This window comes from Geobacillus sp. ZGt-1 (genome assembly GCF_001026865.1).
In the GTDB taxonomy this organism is placed as follows: Bacteria; Bacillota; Bacilli; order Bacillales; family Anoxybacillaceae; genus Geobacillus; species Geobacillus thermoleovorans.
Genome location: NZ_LDPD01000008.1, coordinates 163,724 through 178,108 on the forward strand (window position 1 = coordinate 163,724; position 14,385 = coordinate 178,108).

Below are 14,385 nucleotides of genomic sequence, written 5' to 3' on the forward strand. Positions count from 1 at the left end.
TATGACCGTTACGATTAAAGATGTGGCGAAAAGGGCCAATGTCGCGCCGTCGACCGTGTCGCGCGTCATCGCCGACAGCCCGCGCATCAGCGAGAAAACGAAGCAAAAAGTGCGCGCGGCGATGAAAGAGCTCGGCTATCATCCGAACTTTATCGCCCGCAGCCTCGCGAGCCAAGCGACGCAAGTAATCGGCATCGTCATGCCGAGCTCGGCCGACCAAGCGCTGCAAAACCCGTTTTTCCCGGAAGTCATCCGCGGCATCAGCAAAGCCGCCCATGAAAAGCGGTACGCCTTGCAAATGTCGACAGGGGAAAAAGAAAGCGATATTTACGAACGGGTGGTGGAGATGCTGCAAGGGCGGCGCGTGGACGGCGTCATTTTGCTTTATTCTCGTCAAAACGATAAACTGATGAAATACTTGCAAAAGCACGATTTCCCATTCGTCGTCATCGGCAAGCCGCACCAAAAGACGGAGCAAGTGACCCACGTTGACAACGACAACGTCCAGGCGGGCAAAGATGCGACGAACTACTTGATTGCCTACGGCCATGAGCGCATCGCGTTTGTCGGCGGCAATCCGCAATATTTGGTGACCGTCGACCGCCAAAATGGCTACGCCGCCGCCTTGAGTGAAGCCGGGCTGCCGTACCGCCCGGAATATGTCGTCCATGAAGAATTTTTGCAGGAAGGCGGCCAAGAGGCGATGAAAGAGCTTCTTTCTTTGCCTGAGCCGCCGACCGGGCTCGTGGTTGCCGACGATCTCATGGCGCTCGGGATGCTCAAAACGCTTGATGAAATGGGCCTCGGCGTCCCGGAAGATGTATCGATCATCAGCTTCAACAACACGCTGCTCGCCGAAATGTCGCGTCCGCCGCTCACCTCGATTGACATCGGAATTTTCCAACTCGGCTATGAAGCGGCGAAAAGTTTAATCGAAAAAGTCGAAAATCCAAATGAACCGATCAAGCGCATCATCATTCCCCACCGGCTTGTGGAGCGGGGGTCGTGTGCGAGGCGGTAGATGTTTCCAAGGCAGCCATCATGGCTGCTTTTTTCGGTTGTTATTTTTTATAAAGTTGAAAAAGGAAATCAATAAATTGAAGAGAAAAAGAAAAACAATGGCAAACACGGAGGTGAACACAAGATGATCGTGACCCGCGAACAGGTGAAATCCATGTGGGAAAAGTTCGTATTTCATAACGAGCTCGATCCCGATTTGCCGCCCATGATTCGAGACTCTTGGCTTCGGTCGAAAAAAGCGATGGTTGATCCGTTTCGGCCGTACGGGTGGATTAAAGAAATCGACAATGAAAAGTACCGCTCCTTGATCGATTGGTCATTGCCGTTAATGGAAGGATTGTATTCGATTGTCAAAGGATCTGGATTTTTGGTGATCCTGTGCAATGAAAACGGACAGTTGCTTTTGTCGATTGGCGATTGCGAGCCTTTAGCGAGGGCGGAAGAAATCGGATTTATCGCGGGGGCGGATTGGAGCGAGCAAGTGATGGGGACCAACGCCATTGGCACATCGATCGTCATTGATCGTCCTATTCAAGTGTTTGCTGAGGAACATTACACGAAAATATGCCAGTCATGGACGTGTTCCGCTGCCCCCATCCATGATCCCGACGGCCGAATCATTGGTGTATTGAATATGTCAGGACCCTATGAAAAAGTGCACTCTCATACGCTAGGAATGGTTGTATCAGCCGTAAAGGCGATTGAGTACCAACTAAAATTACATGAGAATGCTGAAAAAAACGTGATGATGCAACGGTTTTTGGAAGCGACAACGAACAATATGAAAGAAGGCATTTTAATCATCGATCGCGATGGGAAGATCGTAAAGGCGAACAACCAGTTAAAAAAGCTGTTCCATATACCACAACTGCAACTGGAAGAGAAAAAGCTCGACGATCTTTTCAATGATCCCTCTATCTGTTCGAACCACCCGCTTCATTTGCAAAATCAAGAGCTGCATCTAAGCGTCAAGCCTTCAAACGCGGTGCACCATGTGTTAGTTGACAAGATTCCAATTTACGAGAAAAAAGAACGAATCGGATCGATGATCATTGTAAAAGAAATTGAAAAGGTACGCCAGTTTGTCAACCACCTATCGGGAAACCAAGCGAAAATCACGTTTGCGGATATGATCGGGCAACACCCGTGTTTCATTGAGAAAATGAACGAAGCGAGGCTCGCCGCAGCGACAGATTCCAACGTGTTAATATTAGGGGAAAGCGGAACAGGAAAAGAGATGGTGGCTCAGGCGATTCATAATGAGAGCAAGCGGAGAAACAAACCGTTTATTGCCATTAACTGTGGAGGCATACCGCGTGATCTCCTTGGCAGTGAGTTGTTCGGATATGTGGACGGGGCATTCACAGGAGCGAAAAAAGGGGGAAGCGCCGGAAAGTTTGAGCTTGCCAATGGGGGAACGCTTTTTTTGGATGAGATTGGCGAAATGTCCTTGGAAATGCAAGTGTTGCTTTTGCGCGTTATTCAAGAAAAGGAAGTGATGAGAATTGGCGGGCACAAAGTGATCCCTGTTGATGTAAGAATCATCGCAGCGACCAACAAAGACCTTCGCCAGGAAGTGCAAAAAGGCAGCTTTCGCGAAGACTTGTTTTTCCGGTTGAATGTTATGCCGATTGTTCTCCCGCCGCTTCGGAAAAGAAAAGAAGATATTCCGCTTCTCGTCCGTCATTTTATTGAAAAACTGGCTCACAAACGAAATAAACCGTTTCCTGAAATACGGTCCGATTTCTTAGAGGCGCTTATGCAATACGATTGGCCAGGAAATATTCGCGAGTTGCAAAATATGATCGAACGGGTGCTGAATCAGTGCGCAAAACCGGTATTGACAGCGGCTGATCTGCCGGAAGAAATCTTTCGGCCTCTTCGCTTGCCTCAAGTTAGGGAGAACGTAGACATCTCCCGAAATGAGATAAAAAAGCAATCCATCATCGAGGCGTTAAAGCAGTGCAACGGCAACATTTCCAAAGCTGCCCGTTATTTAGGCATATCGAGAAGCACATTTTACCGGCAAATGGATAAATGGAATATTCGGTATTGACTGTCCCATTTTGTATCAAAGTGTAGCGACAAAGTGAAACAAAATGAAACACTTTGTCGCTGTTTTTGTTTAGGTTGGATCAAAAAGGCGGCTTTGGATAAACAATTTGGCGGACGAAGAAAAGGAAACAAGCGTTGGAACGATTTTTGCTTTATAGAAATGATGAAAGCGGTACCAATCAAGTGAAGGAGGAGAGGAAGTTGGCCATTTCCAAGGATCATCTTCTTTGGATGTACGAAACGATGTACAAAATTCGCTGCTATGAAGACAAAATGGCGGAGGCGTATGCCGAAGGGAAATCTCCTGTGTTTAATATCGGCGCGGGGCCGGTGCCAGGGGAAATGCATTTGGCCACTGGACAAGAACCGGCTGCGGCTGGGATGTGTGTTCACTTGAAAAAGGAAGATACGGTGACTGCCCCTCACCGTCCGCATCACCATGCGATTGCCAAAGGGGTGGATTTGAACCGGATGACAGCAGAGATTTTCGGAAAAGCCACTGGACTGGGAAAAGGAAAGGGCGGCCATATGCATTTGTTTGATCCTGACGTCAAATTTTCCTGCGGCGGGATCGTTGGGGCTGGGATTCCTCATGCCCTTGGCGCGGCGCTGGCGGCCAAGAAAAAGGGGACGGATTGGGTGGCGGTTGCGTTTATCGGCGAAGGAGCCGCCAATCAAGGGGCATTTCATGAATCGTTAAATATGGCGGCATTATGGAAACTGCCATTCATTGTTGTCATTGAAAACAATCAATATGGAATTTCTGTGCCGAAAACGGCGTCTACAGCGGTTCCCTCGAATGATGTACGGGCAGCCGCCTATGGCATTAAAGGATACTATGTCAAAGACAACGACCCGATTGATATGTACAACGTATCGAAAGAAGCGGTTGAACGTGCAAGAACTGGACAAGGGCCGTCGATTATTGAGATTGAAACATACCGTTATTTAGGACATTTCCAAGGCGATCCGGAAGTATACCGGGATAAAAATGAAGTGACGTTGCTTCGCCAAAAAGACCCCATTATTCGCCTTCGCAACTATTTATTGAATGAATGTGGGGTAACAGAGGAGACGATTGCACAGCTGGAAAACAAAGCGACATTTGAGGTCGATCAGGCGTACGCGTTTGCGAGAGAAAGCGATTATCCCAAGCCGGAAGAGGCATTGGAAGATGTGTTTGTCTAATTTCATAGGAGAAAGGAGTTTTGCCATATGCAACAAACAAAACAGCGGCTGTTAACGGGAAATAAGGCGCTGGCTGAAGCGATTCGCCTTGAGATGGAGAGAGATCCGAACGTCTTTGTGATGGGAGAAGATGTCGGAGTATACGGTGGGATTTTTGGAGCGACAGAGGGATTGTTCCAAAAGTTTGGACCGGAACGGGTCATCGATACGCCGATTTCTGAGACCGCGTTCATCGGTGCTGCCATCGGCGCCGCTGCGGAAGGAATGCGGCCGATCGTGGAGCTGATGTTTGTCGACTTTTTTGGGGTTTGTATGGACCAAATTTACAACCATATGGCGAAAATTCCGTACATGTCCGGCGGCAGGGTGAAACTGCCAATGGTATTGATGACGGCGGTGGGAGGCGGTTACAGCGATGCCGCCCAGCACTCGCAAACGTTGTACGCCACCTTTGCCCATCTTCCTGGGATGAAAGTCGTCGCTCCGTCGACGCCATATGATTTAAAAGGGATGATGATTTCCGCTATTCGCGATGATAACCCTGTTGTCTTTATGTTCCATAAAACCTTGCAAGGGCTCGGCTGGATGGATCAGCTTGATGCTTCGGTTGGGCATGTACCGGAAGAGGCGTATACTGTGCCGCTTGGGAAAGCAAATATTGTGCGCGAGGGAACGGATATCACCATTGTCGGTATTCAAATGTCAGTGCATCAGGCGCTCGAAGCGGCCAAAAGACTTGAACAACAAGGCATTCAAGCGGAAGTGATCGATTTGCGCTCTCTTGTCCCATTGGACAAAGAGACGATCATTCAATCGGTTAAAAAGACACACCGCTTGCTTGTTGTTGATGAAGACTATCTGTCGTACGGGATGACGGCGGAAATTGCCGCGATTGCCGCTGAACATTGTTTGTATGATTTGGAGGCGCCGGTGAAGCGGATTGCGGTTCCGGATGTGCCAATTCCTTATAGCCGTCCGCTTGAACAATTTGTATTGCCAAATGCCGATAAAATTTTCCGTGAGGCGATCCAACTCGTCAATGAATAAGGAAAAGTTCGTTCCAAGGGAGGCAGCTTATGGTTGTCGAAGTGACATTGCCCAAATTATCCGATTCCCATGATGAAAGTTTCATTACGTTTTGGCACGTTTCCGAAGGAGATGCGGTGGAAAAAGGAGCCACGCTGGTGGAAGTGCAAACAGAAAAGGCCGTTTCAGAAATTCACGCTCCCGAGTCAGGAACAGTAAAAGAGATCAAAAAGAAACGAGGGGATACGGCCAAGGTCGGCGAAGTACTGGCCGTCATTGCCGTCGAAACGTTTGCTCCGGACGGCGGAGATCCGCAGACAGAGATCAAGATCACCCCACGCGTAAAAAAACTGGCCAAGGAGCTTGGCGTCGATTGGAGTACGGTCACACCGACGGGGGCGAACGGCAAAATCACGGAAGAGGATATTCGTCGTGCGGCGAGCGCGGGAAAACAAAGGACTCCTCAAAAAACATTCGTGGCTGCCCCGTCAGTGCGAAAGTTTGCCCGCGAGCAGAACGTGTCTTTAGAGGAAATCACTCCAAGCGGAAAGAACGGAAGAATATTGAAAAGCGATATTGAAGCAGCACTGTCGGTTCGGCAGCAAAAAGCAACCGATGAGGCTGCTGCCAGTGTTGAGATTGTCAAGAAGCAGGAAAGCCGGGAAAAAGTGCGCCGAGTGCCGCTGACAGGCATCCGCAAGGCTATCGCCCAAGCGATGGTGCGGTCAATGCGGACCATTCCGCAAGTCACCCATTTTGGCGAGGCCGATGCGACCCGTCTTGTTCAACATCGCCGACGGATCAAACCGCTAGCTGAGCAACAAGGGGTGAAACTGACCTATTTAGCCTATGTGGTAAAAGCACTGGCGGCGGTGTTGAAAAAGTATCCAATGCTCAACGCTTCGCTTGATGAGGAACGAGAAGAAATCGTCATTCACGAATTCATTCACATTGGGTTTGCGGTTGACACTGACCGTGGATTGCTCGTCCCGGTGATTCGTGATGCGGATCAAAAATCGTTGTTCCAAATTGCGAAAGAAATTGAAGAATTGACGGCGAAGGCGAGAGCGGGAACGATTCAAGCGGTGGAGATGAGCGGAGGGACATGCACGGTTTCGAACATCGGCTCGGCCAATGGTTCGTGGTTCACGCCGATTATTCATTATCCACAGTCTTGTCTTTTAGGAATCGGGAAAGTTGAGAAAAAACCGGTGGTCGTCGATGATTCGATTGAGATTGCTTCTGTGATGCCGCTGTCTCTTACTTACGATCACCGTCTTATTGATGGGATGATGGCTCAACACGCCTTAAATGAATGTCAAACGTACTTGTCTGAACCGGATTGGCTGCTTGTTATGTGACAAAAAACCCCGCCCCTATTCCGGGGTGGGGTGAGAGAAGAGGGGCACCTTGTAAAGAAGTAGAGGAACATCGTAGCTTTATCGTACTCATTTTTTTACAATCACGCCATATTTTTGTTAGAAAAGGTAACGTGATTTTATTAAAAAAGTTCGGCGCCAGCGGCTGCCGCGGTCAATCGCTGATGAACTTGCCGCCATTTACATGAAGCATTTGCCCGGTCATGTACGACGATTCGTCGCTCGCCAAAAAGACGTAGCACGGGGCGACTTCGCTCGGCTGGCCGGGCCGTTTCATCGGGGTGTTGGCGCCGAATGTGGCGACTTGCTCACTTTGAAAGGTGGAGGGGATGAGCGGCGTCCAAATCGGGCCTGGGGCGACGCCATTGACGCGGATGCCTTGCCCAACGAGCGCTTTGGCGAGCGAGCGGGTGAACGCGACGATTGCGCCTTTTGTCGCCGAGTAGTCGATGAGCTGTTCGTTTCCTTCGTAGGCGGTGACCGAAGCGGTGTTGATAATGGCGCTTCCGTTTTTTAAGTGCGGGAGCGCCGCTTTCGTTAGGAAAAAGTAGCCGAATACGTTCGTGCGAAACGTTTTTTCCAGCTGCGCGGCGGTGATGTTGAGAAAGTTCGGCTGTGGGTGCTGTTCAGCGGCGTTATTGACGACGATATCGAGCTTGCCGAACGCTTTGATTGTTTGTTTCACCGCCTCTTTGCAAAACGTTTCATCGCCGATGTCGCCGGCGATGGCCAAGCACCGTTTTCCTTCCTGTTCGACAAGCCGTTTTGTTTCCTCGGCGTCCTCGTGTTCGTTCAAATACAAAATGGCGACATCGGCCCCTTCTTTGGCGAAATGGACGGCGACCGCCCGGCCGATGCCGCTGTCGCCGCCGCTGATGATGGCGACTCTGTTTTCGAGCTTGCCGCTTCCTTTATAGGTGTCTTTGATGGTGATCGGCTGCGGGTTCATCTCCGTTTGCAGGCCCGGCTGGCGCGTCTGGTGTTGCGGCGGCAGCGTCGTTTGTTGCTTCGTGACCATATTTGCTCCTCCTTGGATATGTATTGTCATCATTAGTATGGGACGGAGGAGGGGAATTATGTGTCAGGTGGACATCTATGATGAAAAATATGGTGAGTCAAGAGGAGAACTCAGTTTCCTTGCCGTCCATTTAGCTCAAGATCGCAAATTTCGTGGGAATGACGGGCCTCAGCACCTTGTCAGTGAACTGAAACATGATGTTTTCCCTAAGTATGAAGGAGGGGATGATGAATGATCAAAAAGGAAGATCAGTTGATTTCGTTATTTGGGAGTATGCCTCCCAAAGGAGACCGTTCTCCGATGGATTGGAAGAGTATTCGTAGACAAGCGAAAGAAGAATGGCTGAAAAAGTTGGAGAATCGTGAACAAATAAAAACAAAAAAGTGACTGTATATCGTTCGGGTGGAGCATTCAAAGAAAAACGACAAACGAGCCGGCCGATTCGGCCAGCTCGTTTCCGGCTTATAACACATTGAAATAACGCGCTTCCGGATGGGCGAAGACGATCGCCGAAACCGATGCTTCGGGTTCCATCATATAGCCGTCGGTGAGACGGATGCCGATGTCTTCTGGATGAAGCAGACGGAACAGTTTCTCCTGGTCTTCCAAGTTCGGACAGGCCGGGTAGCCGAACGAGTAGCGCTGGCCCTGGTATTTGGCGGCGAAGCGCTCTTCCATCGTGAAATCGGGGTCGTCCGGGAAGCCCCAACGGTCGCGCATAATTTGGTGGATGCGTTCGGCGAATCCTTCGGCAATCTCGAGCGCCAACGCTTGGATGGCATGGCTTTTCAAAAATTCGCCTTCTTCCTTCCAGTGCTGGGCGAGTTCGCGGACGCCATGCCCGGCGGTGACGGCGAACAAACCGACGTAATCCATTTCGCCGCTTTCTTTCGATTTCAAATAATCGGCGAGGCAAAGATACGGCGCCCGCGGTTGGCGCGGAAAGTCGAACATCTCGAGCACTGTTTTGCCGTCAGTCGGATCGTAAATGTAAACCCGGTTGCCGTCGCTTTGTGCAGGGAAGAAGCGGTAGACGCCGGCGGGCTGAATCCAGCGGCGCTCTTTCGCTTCGGCGAGCAGTTCGTCGACGACCGCTTTTAACGCCAACGCTTTTTCGTCTTTCTCTTCAAGCAGCCGTTTCACTTTTCCTTTCAAGCCGAGGTGGTGGCCGAGCACCATTTGCCAGTTGACGTACGGCAACACGTGGTCAAGCGGCACATTTTTTAGCACGTGGCGCTCGAGATCGGCCGGGATGTAGACGGGAACGTCGGTCGAGACGGTCGATTTAACCGCTGTGACCACCGTCGTTTGCCGCGTTGGCTCGCTTTCGGCCGTTTCTTTTTTCTTGTAGTCAATCTCGCCCTGCTGGATTTGGTTGGCAAGGGCAAGCCCGTCCATGGCGTCTTTCGCGTACAAGACAACGCCGTCGTATTCGGGTGCGATTTTGTTTTCGGTAAATTTGCGCGTCAAGGCGGCGCCGCCGACTAAAATCGGGGTCGAGATGCCCGCTTGGCGCAAGTCTTGGGCGGTGACGACCATCTGTTGAGCCGATTTCACAAGCAAGCCCGACAACCCGATAATGTCCGGCTGATGTTCGCGCACCGCTTCAATGAGTTGCTGCGGAGCGACTTTAATGCCGAGGTCGATCACCTCGTAGCCGTTGTTGCTTAAAATGATGTCGACCAAGTTTTTGCCGATGTCATGCACATCGCCTTTGACGGTGGCGAGAATGACTTTTCCTTTTGTGCTTCCTTCTTTCTTTTCCATATACGGCTCTAAAAAGGCGACCGCTGCTTTCATCACTTCCGCGCTTTGCAATACTTCAGCGACGATGAGCTGGTTGTTGTTGAACAGCCGCCCGACTTCATCCATGCCGGCCATGAGCGGACCGTTGATGATGGACAGCGGATCGGAGTAGGTCTCAAGCGCCTTTTCCAAATCGGGAATGAGCCCGTCTTTCGACCCTTCAATAACGTAGCGGGCGAGCCGCTCTTCAAGGCTCAAGTTCTCCTCAGCCGGCTTGGCGGCGGTGATTTTGCTTCGGTAAAATTCGATAAAGGTGTTTAATGTTTCATCGCTCGTGTCAAACAAAAGCGCTTCGGCCATCCGCACTTCCTCTTCCGGAATCGAGGCGAACCGCTCAAGCTTCTCAGTGTTGACGATCGCATAATCGAGCCCAGCTTGCGTGCAATGGTACAAAAAGACGGAGTTGAGCACCTCGCGCCCGGCCGGCGGCAAGCCGAACGAGACGTTGCTGATGCCGAGCATCGTCAAGCACTCCGGCAGTTGCTCTTTAATGAGGCGAATGCCTTTGATCGTTTCGTTCGCCGCGCCGATGTATTGCTCATCACCGGTGCCGACCGGGAAGACGAGCGGATCGAAAATGATGTCGCGCGCCGGCACCCCGTAGCGGTTAACGAGCAAGTCATACGAACGCAAGGCAATTTCCAGCTTCCGTTCGGCGGTGACCGCCATTCCTTGTTCATCGATCGTGCCGACGACGACAGCGGCGCCGTATTTGTGCAAGAGAGGAACGACTTTCGCAAACCGCTCCTCGCCGTCTTCCAAGTTGATCGAATTGATGATCGCTTTCCCTTGCGAGTAGGTGAGGGCGCGCTCGATGACGCGCTCGTCGGTTGAATCGATGACAAGCGGCACTTTCACTTTTTTCACGACTTCGCGGACGAACTGCTCCATGTCATGGAGTTCGTCGCGGTCTGGGTCGGCGAGGCAAATGTCGATGACATGGGCGCCGTTTTTCACTTGGGCGCGGGCGATTTCCGCCGCTTCTTCGTATTTCCCTTCGGCGATGAGGCGCTTGAATTTGCGCGAGCCGATCACGTTTGTCCGCTCGCCGACAAAGAGCGGACGCATCGTTTCATCATAGATGAGCGCCTCGATGCCGGAAACGGCGTGGACATCAAACGAAGACGGAATCGCCCGCGGCGGGAGATCACGCACCGCTTCGGCAATGGCGCGGATATGATCCGGCGTCGTGCCGCAACACCCGCCGACGATGTTGATCCATCCCTTTTCGGCAAAGCGGCGGATTTTCTCTGCCAGCATATTCGGCGTTTCATGATAGTGGCCTTCCTCATCCGGCAGACCGGCGTTCGGGTAGCAGCTGACCGCCGTGTCAGCGAGCGAGGCGAGCGTGCGCAAATGGTCGGTCATAAACTCCGGACCGGTTGCGCAGTTTAAGCCGACGGCGATCGGCTTCATATGGCGCACCGAGATGAAAAACGCATCGATCGCCTGCCCGGCGAGCGTCGTGCCCATCGGTTCGATCGTGCCGGAAATCATGAGCGGCACGCGGCGGCCGACCGCTTCAAACGCCTTCGAAATGCCGAGAAAACCGGCTTTGACATTCAGCGTATCTTGGCACGTCTCGAGTAGGAGAAGGTCGACGCCTCCTAAGAGCAGTCCGCGCGCTTGTTCTTCGTAGGCGGCGACGAGTTCTTCAAACGTTGCGCCGCCGGTCACCGACAACGTTTTCGTCGTCGGCCCCATCGAACCGGCGACAAAGCGCGGCCAGTCCGGGGTGGAGAACGACTCAGCCGTTTGTTTGGCGAGTTTGGCCGCTTCGATGTTCAGCTCAAGCGCCAAATGACCGAGGCCATATTCGTCAAGCACGATGCGTGTCGCTCCGAACGTGTTCGTTTCAATGATATCAGCACCGGCTTCTAGGTACGCTTCATGAATGCGGCGGATGACATGCGGGGCGGTGAGGGTCAAATATTCGTTGCACCCTTCATACGCCTCGCCGCCAAAGTCGGCGGCCGATAGGTTGGCGCTTTGGATCATCGTGCCCATGGCGCCATCGATGACAAGAATTTTTCTTTGCAGTTGCTGTTCTAAGGTGACGTTAGCCATGAACAACCTTCCTTTCTTTGGCGGCCGCTTCTTTTTCATGAATGTAGCGGACAAGCTCGACCGTCATGTCGTAGCGCAAGAACGGCGTGATCAAATAAATGCCGTTAAACAAATCAAACGCAGCGTCAATGAGCGATTTGGCGATAGCGATGCCTTCCTTGGCTGCTTGCACCGGGTCGCCGCCGCACGCCGCCATGCGGGCGCGAATCTCGTCAGAGAGCGTAATGCCCGGCACTTCATGATGCAAAAAGTCGGCGTTGCGCGCGCTCACAAGTGGCATAATGCCGATGTAAATCGGCGTGTCAAGATGCTTGGTCGCTTCGTGCACTTCAACGATTTTCTCTTCCGAGTAAATCGGCTGGGTCAAGAAATAGTGGGCGCCGCATTGAATTTTTTTCTCCATTCGCTCAACTGCTTTATCCAAATGGCGGACGTTCGGGTTGAACGCAGCGCCGATCGAGAAGTTCGTTTTTTGCCCAAGCGGTTTGCCCGAGTACGACAGCCCTTCGTTAAACTGGCGGATCAAGCGGATCAAATCGAACGATGATAAATCATACACCGACGTTGCTCCTGGGAAGTCGCCGATTTTCGACGGGTCGCCGGTAATGGCGAGCACGTCGGTGATGCCGAGCGTATGCAACCCCATCAAATGCGACTGCAAGCCGATCAAATTGCGGTCGCGGCACGTAATATGCACGAGCGGGCGGACGCCGAGCCGCTCTTTCACGATCGTGGCGACGGCGGCGTTGCTGATGCGCGGCGTGGCAAGTGAGTTGTCAGCTAACGTCAGCGCGTCGATGCCGGCGTCATGGAGCGCTTTCGCCCCAGCGAGAAACTTGTCAATGCCGAGTTGCTTCGGCGGATCGAGTTCGACAATGACCGAGCGGCGCGTGCGGGCGAGCTCGGGAAGCGGAGTCGGCGCGGGCCGATCGGCTTGCACCGATACAGATGCCGTGCGCCGCTTCACCGTTTTTTCCGTCACCGGCGTCCGGTCGGCGAGCGCCTTTGCCATTGCCTCAATATGTTTCGGCGTCGTGCCGCAGCACCCGCCGATCAAGCGCACCCCTTGATCGCGGAACGCTTTGGCCGCCTCTTCAAAATATTCCGCGTTCGTTTCATAGACAAGCCGGCCGTCGCGGTAATCCGGGAGGCTCGCGTTCGGATACGCCGACAAAAATGCCTGCTTCGGCAGCGGCACTTCCTCGAGCGACCGAAGCATATGATATGGACCGAGACGACAGTTCAGTCCGACGACATCGGCCCCGAGCGCCTCTAGGCGGGCAAGGGCGTCCGCGAGCGGCGTGCCGTCTTGCAAAACGCCGACTTCATGGAGCGACACATGGGCGATAATCGGCAAGTCCGTCTCTTTGCGCGCGATGGCAAGCACCGTCTCCAACTCTTCCAAATCGTAATACGTCTCGAGCAGCACGCCGTCGACTCCTTCAGCCAGCAGGACAAACAGCTGCTCGCGAAACGTCCGTTTCACTTCTTCGAGCGTGACGACGCTTTTGTTTAACGTGCGCAGCCCCCCGATCGTCCCGAGCACGTACGCCCGCCCATTGGCTGCTTGCTTCGCCAGTCTTACAGCGGCGCGATTGATCGCCGGCACCTCGTCTTGCAAGCCGTAGCGCGCGAGTTTCACATAGTTGGCGCCGTATGTATTCGTCTGAATGACGTCGGCGCCCGCGGCGATATACGCTTCATGAATATGGACGATTTCATCTGGATTGGATAGATTCAATTCTTCAAAACAACGGTCAATGCCGTGCGAATATAAAAGCGTTCCCATCGCCCCGTCGGCGATGAGAATGCGCTCTTTCAACTTATCCAGCAATCCCACGTTCGATTCCCCCGTTTCTCCGTAGTAAAAGAAAAAAGCCTTCTATAAGAAGAAGACTTTTCATTCGCTTCTTCTTATCTTCCAGGCTTCCGCCTGTCTGGATTTAGCACCTTGGCCGCGGCCAGGTTGCTGAGGGTTCACCGGGCCAGTCCCTCCCCCTCTCTNGATAAGAATGTCCGTATGCAATTGTGCGGCAGCGTTTTGATGATTACTATATAATTTAATGTATTTTTCGAAATTATTCAATACGGTGAAGCGAGGAAATTTCAAAAAAGAATTTCTCGGATCAACGGAGAAGCTCTTTTCCACATTGGGGGCAAAATTGGAAATTGTGCTGCACATGCCCGCCGCAATGAGGGCAATGCTTGTTTGGCTGTTTATGGCTTCCAAATCGGACGTTCAGCGGGTCGGGCTCTTCCTCGCTGTCGACAATGTCCAATAAGGACATGCGTTGTTTTCCCGTCGCATTTTTGTAATGGTAAAACGCTTGAAATACGCCGATGGCGATGACGACAAGGCCGAAAAACGGAAAAAAGCGGGCGGCGGGAAACGGCGAGTCCGCGGTGATGGAGAATGCCATCACCATCCAAAAGATGCCGAACAACACAGCGGCGATGCTGCCGAAGAGTCCTTGCATCGACGGACCGCGGCCGGGTTTGATGCTTTTCAATTTCATTCCTCCCTAACAGAATTCATAGATATATTATAATAGAAAAAATTGGTTTTTACCATGTTCACATAGAAACGTTTGAGCCGATAGAGGCAAAAATATTAGATTTTTAATTGGATTTATTTTTCAATACCTTGATTATGTCTTGTAAGAGAGGAAAACGGGCGGTATGTTGCCTTATCAATTGCATCATCGACCATTTTTCGCTTCTTAAGCATTGGCATGGGTGGGAAGACCGTTCAACGATCGTTTTGTCATTGCACTTTCATTGTCTCTATGTTCTAATTAGGAATGATGGAGATGAAGAAGACGGGGG

At 51.9% G+C, this 14,385-nt stretch carries 12 protein-coding genes and 1 riboswitch; of the genes, 8 read left to right on the forward strand and 4 right to left on the reverse strand.

Translation table 11 applies throughout. From position 1 onward, the window contains the following. Position 1: 1 nt before the first annotated feature. From VU18_RS02995 to VU18_RS03015, 6 genes are all read left to right on the forward strand, one after another. Positions 2-1,021, forward strand: coding sequence for a LacI family DNA-binding transcriptional regulator (locus tag VU18_RS02995; protein WP_021322532.1), 1,020 nt, complete (start codon positions 2-4; stop codon positions 1,019-1,021). 123 nt (positions 1,022-1,144) lie between these two features. Beyond that, on the forward strand, positions 1,145-3,076 hold the full coding sequence (locus VU18_RS03000; protein WP_021322533.1) for a sigma-54-dependent Fis family transcriptional regulator: 1,932 nt from the start codon (positions 1,145-1,147) through the stop codon (positions 3,074-3,076). Between the two features lie 33 nt (positions 3,077-3,109). Further along, positions 3,110-3,262 (forward strand): hypothetical protein, encoded by a 153-nt coding sequence (locus VU18_RS19010; RefSeq protein WP_014195048.1) that lies wholly within the window; start codon positions 3,110-3,112, stop codon positions 3,260-3,262. A 14-nt stretch (positions 3,263-3,276) separates the two neighbouring features. After that, positions 3,277-4,263: a thiamine pyrophosphate-dependent dehydrogenase E1 component subunit alpha gene (locus VU18_RS03005; protein WP_021322534.1), complete on the forward strand. Its 987-nt coding sequence runs from the start codon at positions 3,277-3,279 to the stop codon at positions 4,261-4,263. A 27-nt stretch (positions 4,264-4,290) separates the two neighbouring features. Further along, on the forward strand, positions 4,291-5,310 hold the full coding sequence (locus VU18_RS03010) for an alpha-ketoacid dehydrogenase subunit beta (protein ID WP_021322535.1): 1,020 nt from the start codon (positions 4,291-4,293) through the stop codon (positions 5,308-5,310). A 29-nt stretch (positions 5,311-5,339) separates the two neighbouring features. Beyond that, positions 5,340-6,650, forward strand: coding sequence for a dihydrolipoamide acetyltransferase family protein (locus tag VU18_RS03015; protein ID WP_014195050.1), 1,311 nt, complete (start codon positions 5,340-5,342; stop codon positions 6,648-6,650). Between the two features lie 172 nt (positions 6,651-6,822). Here VU18_RS03015 and VU18_RS03020 read toward each other — a convergent pair whose 3' ends face one another. After that, the gene (locus tag VU18_RS03020) at positions 6,823-7,686 is read right to left on the reverse strand and encodes an SDR family oxidoreductase (protein ID WP_021322536.1); all 864 of its coding nucleotides are present in this window, start codon (positions 7,684-7,686) and stop codon (positions 6,823-6,825) included. A 58-nt stretch (positions 7,687-7,744) separates the two neighbouring features. On the opposite strand from VU18_RS03020, the gene VU18_RS18290 reads away from it, so the two are divergent. Together VU18_RS18290 and VU18_RS18295 are read left to right on the forward strand one after the other, a co-directional pair. After that, positions 7,745-7,921: a hypothetical protein gene (locus tag VU18_RS18290; RefSeq protein WP_014195051.1), complete on the forward strand. Its 177-nt coding sequence runs from the start codon at positions 7,745-7,747 to the stop codon at positions 7,919-7,921. Then, positions 7,918-8,073, forward strand: a complete 156-nt coding sequence (locus VU18_RS18295; protein WP_011230218.1) for a hypothetical protein — start codon at positions 7,918-7,920, stop codon at positions 8,071-8,073. The genes VU18_RS18290 and VU18_RS18295 overlap by 4 nt, the downstream gene beginning before the upstream one ends. A 75-nt stretch (positions 8,074-8,148) precedes the next feature. On the opposite strand, the gene metH is transcribed toward VU18_RS18295, so the two are convergent. From metH to VU18_RS03035, 3 genes are all read right to left on the reverse strand, one after another. Continuing rightward, positions 8,149-11,559, reverse strand: coding sequence for a methionine synthase (gene metH / locus VU18_RS03025; protein WP_021322537.1), 3,411 nt, complete (start codon positions 11,557-11,559; stop codon positions 8,149-8,151). Continuing rightward, positions 11,552-13,399 carry a bifunctional homocysteine S-methyltransferase/methylenetetrahydrofolate reductase gene (locus VU18_RS03030; RefSeq protein WP_021322538.1) on the reverse strand — a complete coding sequence of 616 codons (1,848 nt, stop codon included), beginning with the start codon at positions 13,397-13,399 and terminating at the stop codon, positions 11,552-11,554. The genes metH and VU18_RS03030 overlap by 8 nt, the downstream gene beginning before the upstream one ends. Positions 13,400-13,470: 71 nt before the next feature. Beyond that, positions 13,471-13,572: riboswitch (SAM riboswitch) on the reverse strand. 113 nt (positions 13,573-13,685) lie between these two features. After that, complete coding sequence (locus tag VU18_RS03035; protein WP_011230221.1) at positions 13,686-14,069, reverse strand: zinc-ribbon domain-containing protein; 384 nt, start codon at positions 14,067-14,069, stop codon at positions 13,686-13,688. Positions 14,070-14,385 lie beyond the last annotated feature (316 nt).